Source organism: Planotetraspora kaengkrachanensis, from assembly GCF_016862895.1.
GTDB lineage: Bacteria > Actinomycetota > Actinomycetes > Streptosporangiales > Streptosporangiaceae > Planotetraspora > Planotetraspora kaengkrachanensis.
Map to the genome: position 1 here is coordinate 53,856 of NZ_BONV01000040.1, position 16,397 is coordinate 70,252.

General features: G+C 67.4%; 12 protein-coding genes. 10 read left to right on the forward strand and 2 right to left on the reverse strand.

Annotated features, from left to right (window positions below; translation table 11 throughout):
- The 4 genes from Pka01_RS32160 to Pka01_RS32175 all read left to right on the forward strand — a co-directional run bounded on the left by Pka01_RS32160 (position 1) and on the right by Pka01_RS32175 (position 4,641).
- Positions 1 to 966 (forward strand): carbohydrate ABC transporter permease, encoded by a 966-nt coding sequence (locus tag Pka01_RS32160; protein ID WP_203886717.1) that lies wholly within the window; start codon positions 1 to 3, stop codon positions 964 to 966.
- On the forward strand, positions 963 to 1,769 hold the full coding sequence (locus Pka01_RS32165; RefSeq protein WP_203886718.1) for a carbohydrate ABC transporter permease: 807 nt from the start codon (positions 963 to 965) through the stop codon (positions 1,767 to 1,769). Before Pka01_RS32160 ends, Pka01_RS32165 begins: the two co-directional genes overlap by 4 nt.
- 26 nt (positions 1,770 to 1,795) lie before the next feature.
- Entirely contained in the window at positions 1,796 to 3,487 is a 1,692-nt protein-coding gene (locus Pka01_RS32170; RefSeq protein WP_203886719.1) for an amylo-alpha-1,6-glucosidase, read from the forward strand.
- 83 nt (positions 3,488 to 3,570) lie between these two features.
- A complete protein-coding gene (locus tag Pka01_RS32175) occupies positions 3,571 to 4,641 on the forward strand; it encodes a LacI family DNA-binding transcriptional regulator (RefSeq protein ID WP_203886720.1) in 1,071 nt (356 codons plus the stop codon).
- A gap of 65 nt (positions 4,642 to 4,706) precedes the next feature.
- On the opposite strand, the gene Pka01_RS32180 is transcribed toward Pka01_RS32175, so the two are convergent.
- Both Pka01_RS32180 and Pka01_RS32185 read right to left on the reverse strand, forming a co-directional pair.
- Positions 4,707 to 5,741 carry a LacI family DNA-binding transcriptional regulator gene (locus Pka01_RS32180; RefSeq protein ID WP_203886721.1) on the reverse strand — a complete coding sequence of 345 codons (1,035 nt, stop codon included), beginning with the start codon at positions 5,739 to 5,741 and terminating at the stop codon, positions 4,707 to 4,709.
- Positions 5,742 to 5,847: 106 nt separating this feature from the next.
- A complete protein-coding gene (locus Pka01_RS32185; protein ID WP_239115668.1) occupies positions 5,848 to 6,948 on the reverse strand; it encodes a LacI family DNA-binding transcriptional regulator in 1,101 nt (366 codons plus the stop codon).
- Positions 6,949 to 7,120: 172 nt separating this feature from the next.
- Between Pka01_RS32185 and Pka01_RS32190 the strand changes: the two genes are divergently transcribed.
- The 6 genes from Pka01_RS32190 to Pka01_RS32215 all read left to right on the forward strand — a co-directional run bounded on the left by Pka01_RS32190 (position 7,121) and on the right by Pka01_RS32215 (position 16,390).
- Positions 7,121 to 8,392, forward strand: coding sequence for a sugar ABC transporter substrate-binding protein (locus Pka01_RS32190; protein ID WP_203886722.1), 1,272 nt, complete (start codon positions 7,121 to 7,123; stop codon positions 8,390 to 8,392).
- 41 nt (positions 8,393 to 8,433) lie between these two features.
- Complete coding sequence (locus Pka01_RS32195; RefSeq protein ID WP_203886723.1) at positions 8,434 to 9,354, forward strand: carbohydrate ABC transporter permease; 921 nt, start codon at positions 8,434 to 8,436, stop codon at positions 9,352 to 9,354.
- Positions 9,351 to 10,160: a carbohydrate ABC transporter permease gene (locus Pka01_RS32200; protein ID WP_203886724.1), complete on the forward strand. Its 810-nt coding sequence runs from the start codon at positions 9,351 to 9,353 to the stop codon at positions 10,158 to 10,160. Before Pka01_RS32195 ends, Pka01_RS32200 begins: the two co-directional genes overlap by 4 nt.
- Before the next feature lie 41 nt (positions 10,161 to 10,201).
- Positions 10,202 to 12,109 (forward strand): glycoside hydrolase family 127 protein, encoded by a 1,908-nt coding sequence (locus Pka01_RS32205; RefSeq protein ID WP_203886725.1) that lies wholly within the window; start codon positions 10,202 to 10,204, stop codon positions 12,107 to 12,109.
- A 322-nt stretch (positions 12,110 to 12,431) separates the two neighbouring features.
- A complete protein-coding gene (locus tag Pka01_RS32210) occupies positions 12,432 to 15,401 on the forward strand; it encodes a LamG-like jellyroll fold domain-containing protein (RefSeq protein ID WP_203886726.1) in 2,970 nt (989 codons plus the stop codon).
- Positions 15,402 to 15,565: 164 nt separating this feature from the next.
- Positions 15,566 to 16,390 carry a helix-turn-helix domain-containing protein gene (locus Pka01_RS32215; RefSeq protein ID WP_203886727.1) on the forward strand — a complete coding sequence of 275 codons (825 nt, stop codon included), beginning with the start codon at positions 15,566 to 15,568 and terminating at the stop codon, positions 16,388 to 16,390.
- Positions 16,391 to 16,397: the final 7 nt, after the last annotated feature.

Here is a 16,397-nt window from a genome sequence, read left to right on the forward strand (position 1 = left end):
ATGAGCCGAGTCACACAGACGAAGGTCCGTGCCGCCGGTGGTCTCGCCCCCTTGGAGGGCCGAGGCCACCGAGCGGCGGCGCGAACCCGGTCCGGGCAGTGGGCGGCGTGGGCGTTTCTGGCCCCGGTTGCCGTCTACTTGCTGGTGTTCTACGCCTATCCGCTGTATCGCAACGTCGAACTGAGCCTGCGCAACTACACGGTGCGTTCGTTCGTGCAGGGCGATGCGCCGTTCACCGGGTTCGCCAACTACGTCAAGATCTTCGGCGATGCGACGTTCGGGCCCGCCCTGTGGCACACGGTGGTGTTCACGGTGGTGTCACTGGCCTTCCAGTTCGGGATCGGGCTTGCTCTGGCGGTGTTCTTCAGCCGGAACTTCCGGCTGTCGGCCACGTTGCGGGCGCTGTTCCTGGTGCCCTGGCTGCTGCCGTTGATCGTGTCGGCCTCGACCTGGTCGTGGATGCTCAACAGCGACTCCGGTGTGATCAACGTGGTGCTGGGCGCGTTCGGGATCGACCCGGTGAACTGGCTGACCTCGCCGGACTGGTCGCTGTGGTCGGTGACCATCGCCAACATCTGGATCGGCATCCCGTTCAACCTGGTGGTGCTGTACTCCGGCCTGCAGGGGATCTCGCCGGCCATCTACGAGGCCGCCGCGCTGGACGGGGCAGGTGGCTGGCAGCGGTTCTGGAAGGTGACCTTCCCGCTCCTGCGGCCGGTGTCGGCGATCACGCTGCTGCTCGGGCTGGTCTACACGCTGAAGGTCTTCGACCTCATCTGGATCATGACGAAGGGCGGCCCGAGCGGCTCCTCCACCACGTTCGCCACCTGGTCTTACCGATTGGGCTTCGGGAACCTGGTGCCCTCCTTCGGGCCCGGCGCGGCGGTGGGCAACCTGCTGATCGTGATGGCCCTGATCTTCGGGCTGATCTACATCCGCGTGCAGCGAAGGCAGGCCCATACATGAGGTACTGGAAGACCGCGATCGGGTTGGTGCTGACCGGCGTGATGCTGTTCCCGGTCTACTGGATGATCAACGTGTCGTTCACCCGGGAAACCGACATGCGCAAGAGCCCGCCGAGCTGGTTTCCTGTCAACGGCACGCTGGAGGGATACCGGGCGGTCCTGGACCAGCAACTGCCCTACCTGGGCGCGAGTTTGGTCGTCGGGCTGGGCACGGTGGCGCTGACCCTGCTGGTATCGGCACCGGCCGCGTACTCCCTGGCCAAGCTGCGCCCGCGCGGCGGCGGGGTGCTGAGCTTCGTGCTGCTGATCGCACAGATGATTCCCGGGATCATCATGGCGATGGGGTTCTACGCCATCTTCCTCAGCACCGGGGTGCTCAACACGATCCCCGGGCTGATAGTGGCCGACTCCACGCTCGCCGTGCCGTTCGCGGTGCTGATCTTCACCGCGTTCATGTCCGGCATTCCCGAGGAGCTGCTCCAGGCCGCCCGCACCGACGGCGCCGGCACTTTCCGCACCTTCTGGTCCATCGTGGTGCCCGTCAGCCGCAACTCGATCATCACAGTTTCGCTGTTCGCGTTCCTGTGGGCCTGGTCGGACTTCGTCTTCGCCAGCACTCTCGACCAGGGCGGCGACCACCAGCCGATCACCCTCGGCATCTACCACTACATCGGCAACAACAACCAGCAGTGGAACGCCATCATGGCCACCGCCGTGATCGCCTCCGTCCCGGCCACCATTCTGCTCATCATCGCCCAGCGCTACGTGGCCGCCGGTGTCACCGCGGGCGCCGTCAAGGACTGACCTTCCGAGAAGGGACCCTCACTTTCATGACCGTCGCCGCGTCAGGCCCGGTGTTCTCTCTGCGGGAAATCCCGTTCAGCTTCCACGGATCCTGGTTCGACTTCTCACCCGTGGTGGCCGAGAAGACCTACGCCCAGGACGTGCACCTGGTCTCACACCAAACCGGCATGCACCCGATCCTGCGGCTGATCCCCACCGCGGAGACCGACATCACCGCCACACCGCACCAGCTCACCTGGAGCTGCGAGGGCGGCCGGATCGATCTGGCCTACGAAACCCCCGACACCGTACGGCTGCGCGGCCACCGCCTCGGCCTCCGCCTGCTGGCCGCTGATCCCATCCTGACCCCGTTCAGCGGCCCCTACTTTTACCAGGATCCCGCCGACGGATCATTCGTCTTCACCGTTTACCAGACCGGGCGCCGCTACCGCATCACCCTGATCTACGGGCAGATCACCGAGCAGCTCAACGCGCAGACGCTTGGCGCCGCCGAGCGCGGCGTCGTCCTGAGCGGCGACTGGGAGATCGCCATCGAGGAATACGAGGCCGCCCGCGACCCCTACACCAGTGCAGATACCTTCGAGCAGGTGGCCAAGGCGGCGCGGGCCGAATTCGACGCGTTCGCCGCGGCGGTGGCGCCCTGGCGCAGCGATCGTACGCCTGCTGCCGAGTTGGCCGCCTACGTGCTGTGGTCCGCCACGGTCCGCCCAGCCGGGTTCGTCACCCGACCCGCCGTGCTCATGTCCAAGCACTGGATGGACAAGGTCTGGAGCTGGGACCACTGCTTCAACGCCATCGCCCTGTCCGGCGGCCTGCCCGATCTGGCCTGGGACCAATTTCGGCTGCCCTTCGACCATCAAGACGTCGCCGGGGCGCTGCCTGACTCCGTCACCCATTCCGAGATCCTCTACAACTTCGTCAAGCCACCGATCCATGGCTGGGCCCTGCGGCACATGCCCCCGGTGCCGAAAGGCGAGCTGGCCGAGACGTACCGGCTGCTGGAGCGCTGGACCATGTTCTGGCTGACCGCCCGGCGCGCTCCCGGCAGGGAACTGGCGCACTACCAGCACGGCAACGACAGTGGTTGGGACAACGCCACCACCTTCGACCCTGAGCGCGTCGTCGAGACCGCTGACCTGGCCGCCTTTCTCGTGCTCCAGATGCGAGCGCTCGCCCGTCTGGCCACCGAACTCTCCAATCCCGATGCGGCGGCCGGCTGGTCGGCCGCGGCCGACCGGATGCGAGACGCGCTGCTCGCCGAGCTGTGGGCGGGGGACCGATTCGTCGCCCGGGGCGCACGTTCGGGACGAACCTGGTCCAGTTCCAGCCTGCTCGACCTCATGCCGATCGTGCTGGGGGAGGAACTCCCCGAACCGATTCGTGCGACGTTGGCCGCAAAGATCGAGAAGCATCTGACCGCGTTCGGGCCCGCCACCGAGTTGCCTACCTCTGAGCATTACCAGGACGACGGCTACTGGCGCGGGCCGATCTGGGCACCCTCGACCGTTCTGATCGAGGACGGCCTTCGGCGTGCCGGGTACACCGACCTGGCCGACGAAATCAGCGTGCGCTTCCGCGCGTTGTGCGAGAGGTCGGGGTTCGCGGAGAACTTCGACGCCCGTACCGGAGCAGGATTACGCGACCGTGCCTACACCTGGACGGCCGGCGCCTATCTCATGCTCTCCGCCGCCCACGAGGGGCGACGACAGGGGCTTTGACACGAGAGGTCAGGCCCGCCTAGCCTTGTGTCGAATCGGTTCGAGCGCGCCTGCGACGATGGGCCGGTTGCACGGGGGAATGAGTGAACATCGGGGAGATCGCCAAGCGGGCGGGTGTATCGCGCAGCACCGTGTCGTACGCCCTCAGTGGCAAGCGCAGGGTCTCCGAAGCAACGCGTCGGCGCATTCTGCGGGTCATCGACGAGGCCGGTTATCGCCCCAACGCCAACGCACGAGCCCTGGCCGAGGGGCGTACCCGCACCATCGCCCTGGTGATCCCCCCTGCGGGACGTTCCCTCACCCCCATCCAGCTGGGATTCGTCGCCGGCGTCGTCGCGGCAGCCAGTCTTCACGAATTGGATGTGCTGCTGTCTCCCAGCGGCGGTGAGCACGACCGCTCGTTCGAGCGGATCATCAGCGGCCGCCGGGTCGACGGAGTGATCCTCATGGAGGTCCGATTGCAAGACGCGCGGGCAGCCAGGCTGCGCGAGTCCGGCCTACCGTTCGTGGCGATCGGCCACACCGCCGACGCCGGGACCGGCTGCTGGGTGGACCTGGACTATGAGGGGCTCATCGGGAACTGCGTGCACCACCTGGCAGACCTCGGGCACCGCGCAATCGCCCTCATCAACCGACCGCAGGAGTTCCTGGACTCCGGCTACGGCCCGGCCCGCCGCGCCCTGGACGGATTCACCGCCGCCGCAGCCGCGCGCTCCCTCACCGCGACCGCGATCTGCTGCCCCGATGACGCGATGGCCGGTGAAGCCTGCGTCGAGAATCTTCTCGCCGCCCACCCCGCGATCACAGGTATCGTCACCGCCAACGAGGCCGCATTGCCCGGCATGGAACGCGCGCTACGCCGCCTCGGCCGGGCGGTACCCGGCCAGATCTCCATCACCGGGGTGGTCGGACGGCACTGGGCCGAGGAGTTCCACCCACCCCTGACCGCGGCCGACGTCCCCATCTCCGACCTGGCCGACCGCGCTGTGGAACTTCTTGCCGAGCGAATCTCCTCGCCTGCCGGGCCGGAGCGTCACGTCCTCCTGGCGCCACCGATCTCCTTACGCTCCAGCACGGCTCCTCCGGTCCAACGAGCCGAGTGTGATCCGGCCTTGGCTTCCCAGGGCAGCCATGCTGAGTGCTTGACCAGCTGAAGCGCCGGGAGCTGCGGGCGCCACATCACGCCGCCGCCCTCTCGCGGACGTTTCGTCTCGTGGTCCTACCTGGGCGGCGTCGTGGAAGTGCGGCGCACGATGAGGGTGGGCTGAATGGTCGGTTCCTGTGCTGGGTGCGTTGTGCCTGCCGGAAGATCGGCCCGCATGCGTGGCAACAGGGCGGCCATGCAGCGGCGGCCGACCTCGCCGAAGTCCTGCCGGATGGTAGTCAGTGGAGGTACGAGGTATTCAGCCTCGGGGATGTCGTCGAAGCCGACGACGCTGACATCCTCGGGCACGCGAACTCCGCGCTCGGCGAAGGCGCGCAGCATGCCCAGCGCCAACTGGTCGTTGCCCGCGAAGACCGCTGTCACGTCCTTGCGTTCGGCAAGCTGCAGGCCGGCCCGATAACCGGAACGCGCGCTCCAGCCTCCGCGAATCAGAGGCGGTGAGGTGATGCCGGCCTGGTCGAGGGTGGCGCGCCAACCTTCGACTCGTCCTTGCGCGTCCAGCGAGTCGTCGGTTCCGGTGACGTGCCACACGGTGCGATGCCCCAGTTCCAGCAGGTGTGTGACCGCCAGCCTGGCGCCGGCGACCTGGTCCACCGAGATCGCCGGTATCGGTGTGCTGGGGTCTGGAGAGACTGCGACGGCGGCCATGCCGCGAGGTAATCGGTGCAGTGCTGCGGTGGCTGTCGTCTGTGGAGTGATGACGATCACCCCGTCGACTGACTGGTCGGCCAGCCTTCCGCATGCCGACAGTACGCCGTGGTGATCGACGCGTTCCACCGTGGCGACGCTCAACCCGTAGCCGGCGGCATGGGCAGCGCGCTCGATGCCCAGCAGGGTCGCGGCCGGGCCGTACAGGTCCGCGTTGAAGCTGATCACGCCGACGACCCGCGAGCGGCCCCCGGCCAGGCCCCGCGCCAGCGCGTTGGGGTGGTAGTTGAGCTGGCGAACCGCCGCCAACACACGGTCCCGGGTGACGGGGCTCACGCGAGGATGTTCGTTGAGCACCCGCGACACCGTCTGGGATGACACGCCGGCCAACCGGGCGACGTCGGTCATCACCGCCGCCCGGCCGTTTCCCGCAACTGCCATGGCAGTTCTCCATTTCAACGGTCGGTGCCGCCCAGCGGGGCTTCGGCATGTCGGCGGTCGACGGGCAGCCGGACGGCAGCGCCTGTACCAACAGCGTCGTGAAGGTTCACTTGCGGGGACCTGGATCGGCCGGCACGGCGGTGGAGGCGCGCGGGACGAGACGGCAGGGAAGGGCCCGTTGGCCGTGCACCGGGTCACCGTTCACGGCCGCCAGGAGTAGCTCGGCGGCTGTACGGCCGATTCCTTCAAGGTCCATGTCGATGCTGGTCAGCGCGGGCCTGCTGCCCTGAACCATGACGTCCCAGTTGTCGAAGCCGACCAGGGCGACGTCGCGGGGGATGTCCCGGCCGGCCTCGCGCAGGCCCTCTGCCACGCCGCGGGCGATCTGGTCACTACCGCAGAAAACGGCGTCGATGTCGGCTCCAGTGGAAAGCAGGATTCCTGCAGCCTGGCGACCCCAAGCCTCGCTCCACTCGCCGTACAGGGTCGTGGACGCAGGCTCGAGCCCCTCTGCGGCCAGAGTCTCCGCGGCCGCGGTGGCGCGGACCGTTACCGAATGGTGGTGTTCGGGGCCGGTGACGTGGACGATTCGGCGGCGACCGATTGCGAGGAGGTGCTGTATGGCGCGGCGTGCGCCATCGGCTTCGTCCGGGACGACCGAGCAGTCCTGCGGGTCCGAGGAACTGATGAATGCGTACACCACAGGTACCGGGAGGTCCGCGCTGATCGGCGTGCGGGCCTGGGTACGCCGGCCGGTCACGATGATCCCGTCGACTTTCCGGCTGAGGAGGGTCCGGACGTAGTACTGCTCGCGGATCGGGTCATCTCTGGCGTCGCACAGAAAAACCGACATCTGTCCGGCGCCGAGTGCATCCTCGGCGCCGATCATCAGCGGGATGCTGAACCGCCCGATGCTGTCGGTCGTGATCATGCCCACCGTGTAGGTGCGCCCGCTGTGCAGGCTGCGCGCGGCCGCGTTGGCGACGAACCCGAGCTGCTCGGCGGCCTGCTGCACGCGCAGACGGGTCTCGGGCCGCAGGCTGCCGCGACCGTTGAGCGCCTTGGACGCGGTTCCTGTGGAGACCCCGGCCAGTGCGGCCACCTCGCTGATCGTGGAGGGGCGAACGATGTTGCCCAGTGTTTCCTCCATAGTTTCCTGATGGCACTCAAGCTTCCGGTTAATGGGACTGTAACTAGGTATTGACATGCACGCAAGGTGCTGCCTAGCGTCAGGGCAACCGTTTTCCTGATTTTCCGATCTACGACCGATGGTTCCCCCAGACCTCCGTTCAGGCCGAAGTCGTCCGCCGCGAAGGGCCGGGCACCACGACCCTCGATCCGCAATCCCAATAGCTAACCCCCCGTTCAAAGGGATCGCCATGACTTCCTGGAATGCCACGCGTCGCCGCACCCACACGGGTGCGGCCATCGCACTGTCGGCCTGCCTCGCCGCCGCGTGCTCTACGGGCACGGGGTCGCCCACAGGGTCGGGCTCCGGCTCCTCGGGTTCGAGCGGCACCTACGCGATCTGGGACCCGTACCCGCAGTTCGACGACAGCGCCGATTGGGTGAAGTTGCTGCAGAAGTGCGGCACCGACGTCGGCGTCACGATCAAGCGCACCGGCTACGACACCACGGATCTGACCAACAAGGCTCTCCTCGCCGCCCAGCAGGGCAACTCGCCGGACGTGCTCATCGTCGACAACCCCGTGGTGTCCACCCTCGCCGACGCGGGGGTGCTCACGACCACCGACGAGATGAAGATCGACACCTCTGCGGTGGAACCGAACCTGCTCGCCGCCGGCCAGCTCGACGGCAAGACGTACGGCATCCCGATCGGCGCGAACACCCTCGCCCTCTATTACAACAAGGCTGTGCTGACCACGGCAGGGGTCGACCCGGCGGAAATCAAGGACTGGACGTCGCTCACCGCCGCGCTGGCGAAGGTCAAGGCCGCCGGCAAGAAGGGCATCACCTTCTCGGCGATCGGCACCGAGGAGGGGAGCTTCCAGTTCCTGCCCTGGTTCTGGGGCGCCGGCGCGAACCTGACCCAGCTCGACTCGGCGCAGGGCGTCTCCGCGTTGCAGCTGTGGACGGACTGGCTCAAGAACGGCTACGCGCCGAACTCAGTCATCAACAACACCCAGACCACGAGCTGGCAGGAGTTCGCCACCGGGCAGTTCGCGTTCGCCGAGAACGGCACGTGGCAACTGGCGAACGCGAAGAAGACCGGCTTCGAGTACGGCATCATCCCGATTCCGTCCTCCTCCGGCGGCACCGCGCCGGCGCCCACGGGCGGTGAGTTCGTCACCGCGCCGGTGCAGACCGACACCGGCCGCTACGCCACCAGCCAAAAGCTGATCGCCTGTCTGACCAACGCCGACAACGCCTACACCACGGACACGACCCTGTCCTACATCGCGGCGACCGACACCGTGCAGGCCAAGCAGGTGGCGGACAACTCCGAACTGAAGGTCTGGGTCGAGGCGGTCAAGGCCGCGAAGGGCCGCACCAGCGACAACCTCGGCACCAAGTACCCGAAGATCTCCGAGCCGATGTGGACCGGTTTCCAGGCGGCATTGAGCGGAGCGAAGTCCCCGCAGGACGCGTTCGGCGCCGCCCAGGCCACGGCCGCCGCTGCGACCAAGTGACCATGGCGCCCCACGTCACAACCCGTGCCTCCGTTCCGGCCATGCCGGAGACGGAGGCCGGTTTCGGGCGAACATCCCGAGCCCGATCGAGCGGGCAGTGGACCGCCTGGGCCTTCCTCGCCCCGGTCGTCGTCTACCTGATCGCGTTCTACGCCTATCCGCTGTACCGCAACCTCGACCTGAGCCTGCACCGGTACACGGTCCGCTCCTTCGTGCAGGGTGGCGCGCCGTTCAGCGGACTGGACAACTACCGCACCGTGTTCGACAGCCCGACCTTCTGGCCGGCGTTGACCCACACCGCGGTGTTCACGGGAGTCTCGCTGGTCTTCCAGTTCTCGATCGGCATGGCTCTGGCGATCTTCTTTCACCAGCACTTCCGTCTGTCGGCCACGCTGCGCGCGCTGTTCCTCGTCCCGTGGCTGCTGCCCCTCATCGTCTCGGCTTCGACGTGGTCCTGGATGCTCAACAGCGACTCCGGGATCGTCAACACCGCCCTGGGCGTGTTCGGCATCGGCCCCGTCAACTGGCTGACCTCGCCGGACTGGTCGCTGGCGTCGGTCACCATCGCCAACATCTGGATCGGCATCCCGTTCAACCTGGTCCTGCTCTACAGCGGCCTGCAGTCCATCCCGTCGGAGATCTACGAGGCGGCGGCGCTCGACGGTGCCACGCACTGGAGCAGGTTCTGGCGGGTGACCTTCCCCCTGCTGCGCCCGGTGTCGGCGATCACTCTGTTGCTCGGTCTGATCTATACGCTCAAGGTCTTCGACATCATCTGGATCATGACGAGGGGAGGTCCGGCCGATGGCTCCACGACCCTCGCCACCTGGTCCTACCGGCTCGGTTTCGGCAACCTGTTGCCGTCGTTCGGCCCGGGTGCCGCGGTCGGCAACCTGCTGATCATCCTCGCCATGGTCTTCGGGCTGCTCTACATCCGCATGCAGCGGAGGACCCTGCGATGAAGCGCTCCCTGAAGACGGCTGTCGGCGTCGGGCTGACCGCGATCATGTTGTTCCCGGTCTACTGGATGATCAACGTGTCCTTCACCAAGGACACCGACATGCGCGCAGACCCGCCACATCTCTTCCCGCTGCACGGAACCTTCGACGGCTACCGCGCGGTGCTCGATCAGCAACTGCCCTTCCTGGGCAACAGCCTGCTCATCGGGCTCGGCACCGTCGCGCTCACCGTCATCGTGTCGGCGCCGGCCGGCTACTCCCTGGCAAAGCTACGCCCGCGCGGGGCAGGCACGCTGAGCTTCGTGCTGCTGGTCGCCCAGATGATCCCCGGCGTCATCATGGCGATGGGCTTCTACGCCATCTACCTCAAGCTCGGTGTGCTCAACAGCTCCGCGGGCCTGGTACTGGCCGACTCCACCATCGCGGTCCCGTTCGGTGTGCTCATCTTCACGGCATTCATGTCCGGCATCCCAGCGGAATTGGTCGCGGCGGCGAAGATCGACGGAGCCGGAGCGTTCCGCACGTTCTGGTCGGTGATCCTCCCGGTGAGCCGGAACGCCGTCGTGACCGTCAGCCTGTTCGCCTTCCTGTGGGCGTGGTCGGATTTCGTCTTCGCCACGACACTCGACGGCGGCGGCGCCCAGCAGCCGATCACGCTCGGCATCTACCGCTACATCGGCAACAACAACCAGGAATGGAACGCCATCATGGCGACCGCCGTGGTCGCGTCCATCCCCGCGACGCTGCTGCTCATCGTGGCTCAGCGGTATGTGGCCGCCGGCGTGACCGCCGGTGCCGTCAAGGACTGAGGAACCCCTGCATGTCCCACTCTGTTTCGTACGGTCCCACCATGCCCACCTCCCAGGCGATCTCCGCGCTCAGGCCGCTGCCCGCCGACGCCGTGCGCCTCAGCGCGGACGGACTGCTCGGCGGCTGGCAGATCCGCAACGCCGATGCCACCTTGCCGCACTGCATCAGCCGGCTTCACACGCAGGGCAATCTCGACAACCTCCGCCGTGTCACCGGTGACTTCGCAGGTGGCTTCGCCGGCATGTGGTTCGCCGACACAGACGTCTACAAGACGCTCGAGGCGGCGCTGTGGGAACTCGCCCGCTCCGGCGGATTCTCGGCGTTCGTCGCCGACACCGCCCAACTGCTGGAGAAGGCCCAAGACTTCGACGGCTACCTGGATTCGTACTACCAGGTCGACCATCGCGACCGGCAGTGGGCCGAACTGCCGTCCAGCCACGAGATGTACAGCGCCGGCCACCTCATCCAGGCCGCCGTAGCCGCCGCACGCAGCGCCTCGGACACCCCGGCGGTCCAGCAGATCCTCACGGTGGCGCGCCGCTTCGCCGATCTGCTGGTGCGGCGGTTCGGCCCAGGCGGCGTGGACGCGCTCGACGGGCACCCCGAGGTCGAGACCGCGCTCGTCGAGCTCTACCGGGTCACCGGCCACCGGCCCTACCTCGATCTCGCCGCACGCTTCGTAGGCCTGCGCGGGCACGGCCTGCTCGGCCCCGACAGCCGCTTCCGCCAGCGCCACTACTACCAGGACCACCAGCCTGTCCGCGACGCCACCGAGGTGACGGGCCACGTCGTGCGCCAGGTCTACCTGGCGGCCGGCGCCGTGGACGTGGCCGTCGAGACGGGTGACTCCGCGCTGCTGAACGCCGCCGAACGGCTGTGGGAGTCGGCGATCGCCGCCAAGACCTACCTGACCGGCGGGCAGGGCTCACGCCACCGTGACGAGGCATTCGGCGCCCCATACGAGCTGCCGCCCGACCGTGCCTACGCCGAGACCTGCGCCGCCATCGGCGGCTTCCACTGGGCATGGCGGCTGCTCCTGGCGACCGGGCGGTCCCGCTACGCCGACGAGATGGAGCGGCTCCTCTACAACGGGATCGCCGCCAGCACGGCTCTCGACGGCACCGCCTTCTTCTATTCCAACCCGTTGCAGCTCCGCACCGGCCACGACGGCGATGACGAGGACGCCCCCGGCCGGCGGCTGTCGTGGTACTCCTGCGCATGTTGCCCGCCCAACCTCGCCAGGCTGATGGCATCCCTGCACACCTACACGGCCACTGGCGACCCCGGCGGCCTCCAGGTGCACCTGTACGCGCCGGGCACGGTGACGGCCGGTGGGCACACCATCGACGTCGCCACCGCCTATCCGTGGGAGGGGACCGTCACCATCTCGGTCACCGAGACCACGGAGGCGCCGTGGACCCTGACCTTGCGTGTGCCCGCCTGGTGCGCCGACGCCCAACTGACGGTCAACGGCGAACCGGTCGACACCGCCGTCCGTCACCAGGGCTACCTTGGGCTGACCCGCACCTGGTCGCCCGGTGACCGCGTCGAACTCGCCCTGGCCATGCCGCCGCGACTGCTCGCCGCCCATCACCGCGTCGACGCGGTACGCGGCAGCGTCGCACTCACCCGCGGCCCGCTCGTCTACTGCCTGGAACAGGCCGACCTGCCCGGTGAACTGGACGGCATCGTCCTTGAAGATCTGGAACTGGACGCCTGCGGGCCGATCGGCGTCATCACCGGCGCTCACCCGATCGCGCCGGTGATGTTGCTGACCCCGGTACGCGCGCAGTCCAGTGCCGACGACGAGCTGTACCTGCCGCTCGACGCCGCCACACCGGCGGCGACGCCGCCGGCCGGCATGCCGGCGATTCCCTACTTCCTGTGGGCCAACAGGGCCGCCGGAGCGATGAGGGTCTGGATCCCGCTCGCACCACAGGAACGGTGACCGGCGACGGACCGTCCGTCGCTCTCGCACCACGCGCCAGGGCTTCACGGGCCGGCCAGCGGCCGTCCCGCCCTCTCGGGAGAAGCATTCCGCATCGACAGAGGACGCCGCCGCCTGCGGCGCACTCCAAGGTGTTAACGCTAACAGCGGGTTCGGCGACCTGTCCCTCGCCTGCCGGTGGTCCCTCTGAGGAGGCGCGCAACTCGGGAATGTGAACGCCCCCTCGTTCACGGAACGCAAAGGAGTATCACGCATGTCTCGAACAGCACCACCCCCGGGGAGGGCATCGGACCCTCGGCCCAGCTTGAACGGGTTCCGAGGTATGCCTCGATTAGCGGCACTGGTGGCCTCGCTCACGATCGCGGCCGCGGGAACCGTGCTCTCGGCTCCGGCCGCGAGCGCCGCCGCCGCGCCCGCATCCACGCTTGTGGTGAACGCCGACAAGCCTTTCCGCCCGGTCACTCACGTCGCGACCGGGTCCCTGTACGGCCTCGCCGACGACGCGACGCCTTCGGACGACCTGGTCAAGGCAATCAAGCCGAACACGTTCGTCCAGATGGCCGTGGGCGGCAGGCAGCAGGCGAAGGGCGACGTGCTGGTGGTCGCCGACAAGGCGGCCAGGGCGGGCGCGAAGGTCGTCAACCGCCTCTCGGACTACTATGCGGGCTGGCCGTACCAGTTCAGCTGGGCCACGTGGCCGACCGTCGTGGAGCAGCAGGTCAAGGCCGTCCAGGCGTCCGGCGCGACGAACATGGCCGCCTACGAACTGTGGAACGAGTCGGACAACACCTGGCTCGCCTCCAACGGCACCTACGAGGACTTCTGGACGAAGACCTTCCGCCAGGTGCGGTCACTGGACCCGACCACGCCGATCCAGGGGCCGAGCTTCTCCGACAACATCGGCGACATGCAGAACTTCCTGGAGAACGCGGTCGCGACCGACACGGTCCCCGACATCATCTCCTGGCACGAGCTGATCAACTCGGGGAAGATCGTGGGCGACCTCGCCAAGGTCACCTCCATCATGGAGGACCTGGGCATCAGCCCGCGCCCGATCTCGATCGAGGAGTACGCGGCGCCGTCCGAGGTCGGCATCCCGGGCCCCCTGGTGGGATACATCGCGAAGTTCGAGCGGTACGGCATCCACGACGCCGAGCTGGCGTTCTGGAATGGGTACGGCGCGCTCGGCGACCTGCTGACGGGCACCGGCGGGAGCCCGAACGGCGCCTACTGGCTCTACAAGTGGTACGCCGACATGAGCGGGGACATGGTCGATACCACGCCGCCCAACGCGACGTCGGGCCTCGACGGCGCCGCCGCGGTGACCGGCGACAAGAAGCAGGTCAGCGTTCTGTTCGGTGGAGGCAGCGGCGCGACCGCCGTCCAGGTCAAGGGCCTCGACAAGCTCAGCCTCGGCGCCACTGTCCACGCCAAGCTCGAGTACACCCCGTCGTACGGGCGCACCAACCCGGTCGCCGGTCCGATCACCATCTCCGACACCGTCTACCAGGTCGCCGACGGCTCCATCACCGTGCCGGTGGCGATGAACTCCGCCAACGGTTACCACCTGGTGATCAGCGGCGCCGGTACTGCGACCGACCTCGAGAACACGTACCGGATCACCAACCTCAACAGCGGTCTCGCACTCGACACCAAGGACGCGGGGACATCGGCAGGGACGTCCGTCAATCAGGCCGGCGTCGCGGGCGGTCCCACCCAGAAATGGAAGCTGGTCTCCGCCGGCCCCGGCTTGTACAAGGTGGTCAACACGGCAAGCGGCCTGGTGCTCGGGGTGAAGGATGCCTCGAGTGGCAACGGGGCGTCCGCTGTGGTGGAGACCGACACCGGCGGCAACACCCAGCTCTGGCAGGTCATCCCTGACGGGAAGGGTCACAACAAGCTCGTGAGCTACGACAGCGGTCTCGCGCTCGCTGTCGACGGCATGAGTAAGACCCCGGGCGCCCAGGTAGTGCAGTGGAGCGACACCACCGTCACCTCATCCGGTACCGGTGGCACCCGGGTTGCCGGCAAGCTCGGCAACGCCGTCGCGCTGTCGGGATCCAACCAGTACGTCAACGTCCCGCGGGGCGCGGTGAGCGGTGTCACTGGCGACTTCACGGTCTCGACATGGGTCGACCCGACCAAGAACTCGACGTGGTCGCGCGTGTTCGACTTCGGCACCGGCGCGTCGAACTACATGTTCCTGACGCTCAACAAGAACACAGGGCTCAGATTCGCCATCACGACCAGCGGCGCCGGAGGGGAGCAGCAGATCAGCTCCACCACGTCGCTCCCGCTCAACACCTGGTCACTGGTGACGGTGACCGTGTCCGGCACCACCGGCACCCTCTACGTCAACGGCCAGGTCGCAGGTACCAACACCAACCTCACTCTGCACCCGTCCAACCTCGGCAACACCACCCAGAACTGGATCGGCCGCTCGCAGTACTCGGGCGACCCGTACCTGGCCGCAGCGGTCGACGACTTCAACGTGTACGGCCGGGCGCTGACCGCGTCCGAGGTGTCCGCCCTCGCGACCGGGCAGGCCGGCGCGGGCGACGTTCTGCATTACACGTTCGACGAAACCGCTGGGACGGCCGTCGCGGACTCGTCAGGCAACGGACGCAACGCCACTGTCGTCGCCAGCCCGGCGCCCGCAACAAGCGACGCCGCCGTCTCGGACCATTTCTGGACCCTCACCGCCTACCCGACGATCAACAGAGTCTCGGTCGCGGCCGGCGCCGCCGTCTCCGGTACGCAGACCTTCTCCGCCGATCTCGGCGGTACGGCATCCGACGTGTCCTACACCTACATCGAACTCAACCACGGCGGTGTCTGGCTGACCGACAACACCAAGGCACCGGGCAGCCACAACGACGGCCTCCACCCCAACCTCGTCGTCGACACCACCGCTTACCCCAACGGCACCTACCAGCTCAAGATCGACGCAGTCGGCACGAACGGGCTGACCACCGAGCAGACCGTCTCCATCGTGATCGACAACCCACCGGCTTGGACCGCCGGCAAGGTGTACAACACCGGCGACCAGGCGTCCTACCGTGGCTCGGTCTGGCGCGCCCTTTGGTGGACGCAGAATCAGACCCCCGGCGACCCGAACGGGCCGTGGGAACAGATCGTGGTCACGGCGGACGGCAACCCGGTGTGGACTCCGTCACGGATCTTCGTCGCGGGTGACAAGGCGGACTATCAGGGCGTCGTCTACCAGGCCCAATGGTGGACTCGTAACCAGGCGCCCGGCGACCCCAACGGCCCCTGGAAGCGAGTCGGATGACACCGACCGGTTGATGTGACAGGCCGGGCGCCTTCGCAGGCGCCCGGCCCTACCGACCAGGCCGGGCACGAGGTCGAGGAGGTGCTGTCTCGCACGGCGGTAGGGGTGTGATCCAGTTGGTCACTTTGCATGTTGTTGACCTGTGATTTTTTATCGTGCCTGGCATGAGCACTCTTCTTGGGGAGTTCCTGCGCGCTCGGCGCCAGCTCATGACCGTTGATCAGGTGGGGCTGATGCACGCAGGCGGGCGTCGCCGGACTCCGGGGTTGCGCCGCGAGGAGATCGCGATGATGGCCGGCCTGAGCGCCGACTACTACGCGCGACTGGAGCAGGGGCGGGATGACAACCCGTCGGATCAAGTGCTCGCCGCCTTGGCGAGGGCTTTCGAACTCGGCCCCGATGCCACCGAGTACCTGTACAAGCTGGCACGCCCGCGAGCGTGCGTTGAAAGGGCCGTTCCCTGCGTGGATCAGGTCAGTCTGTGTGTGTTGCGGTTCATCGAGAAATGGGATGACGCGTCAGTTTTCGTGGTGAACCGTCGGCTGGACATTCTGGCCAAGAATCGGGTGGCCGCCGCGCTCTTCGAGGGGGTGGAGTACACCGACAACCTGATCAGGTTGGCCTTTCTCAACCCGGCGGCACGAGAGTGGTGGTTGAACTGGGAAGAGGAAGCGGCTGAGAATGTCGCTCACCTGCGTGCCGCGGCGGGAACAGACCCCGACGACCCATATTTGCTCGAGCTGGTTGACGAGCTGTCACGTGAAAGTGAGGACTTTCGCCGGCTCTGGGCTCGACACGATGTACGTGGCAGGAACCAGGGACTCATCCGCTTGCACCACAGCGAAGTCGGCGAGATGACCTTTTCACTTGAGACGTTGCGTATCGAGAGCGCTCCCGGCCTGCGCATCCTCGTTGCTGAGGCTGTGCCACGCGGTCCCACTGACGATTGCTTGGCCAAGCTACGCGTGCTCACCGCTAGCCGGCGGTGATTCGAGC

Excerpts from the sequence above, each read along its gene's own strand:
- Pka01_RS32160 (WP_203886717.1), top strand. The coding sequence starts at position 1 with ATGAGCCGAGTCACACAGACGAAGGTCCGTGCCGCCGGTGGTCTCGCC.
- Pka01_RS32165 (WP_203886718.1), top strand. The coding sequence starts at position 963 with ATGAGGTACTGGAAGACCGCGATCGGGTTGGTGCTGACCGGCGTGATG.
- Pka01_RS32170 (WP_203886719.1), top strand. The coding sequence starts at position 1,796 with ATGACCGTCGCCGCGTCAGGCCCGGTGTTCTCTCTGCGGGAAATCCCG.
- Pka01_RS32180 (WP_203886721.1), bottom strand. The coding sequence starts at position 5,741 with ATGGCAGTTGCGGGAAACGGCCGGGCGGCGGTGATGACCGACGTCGCC.
- Pka01_RS32185 (WP_239115668.1), bottom strand. The coding sequence starts at position 6,948 with ATGTCAATACCTAGTTACAGTCCCATTAACCGGAAGCTTGAGTGCCAT.
- Pka01_RS32190 (WP_203886722.1), top strand. The coding sequence starts at position 7,121 with ATGACTTCCTGGAATGCCACGCGTCGCCGCACCCACACGGGTGCGGCC.
- Pka01_RS32195 (WP_203886723.1), top strand. The coding sequence starts at position 8,434 with ATGCCGGAGACGGAGGCCGGTTTCGGGCGAACATCCCGAGCCCGATCG.
- Pka01_RS32200 (WP_203886724.1), top strand. The coding sequence starts at position 9,351 with ATGAAGCGCTCCCTGAAGACGGCTGTCGGCGTCGGGCTGACCGCGATC.
- Pka01_RS32205 (WP_203886725.1), top strand. The coding sequence starts at position 10,202 with ATGCCCACCTCCCAGGCGATCTCCGCGCTCAGGCCGCTGCCCGCCGAC.
- Pka01_RS32210 (WP_203886726.1), top strand. The coding sequence starts at position 12,432 with ATGCCTCGATTAGCGGCACTGGTGGCCTCGCTCACGATCGCGGCCGCG.
- Pka01_RS32215 (WP_203886727.1), top strand. The coding sequence starts at position 15,566 with ATGAGCACTCTTCTTGGGGAGTTCCTGCGCGCTCGGCGCCAGCTCATG.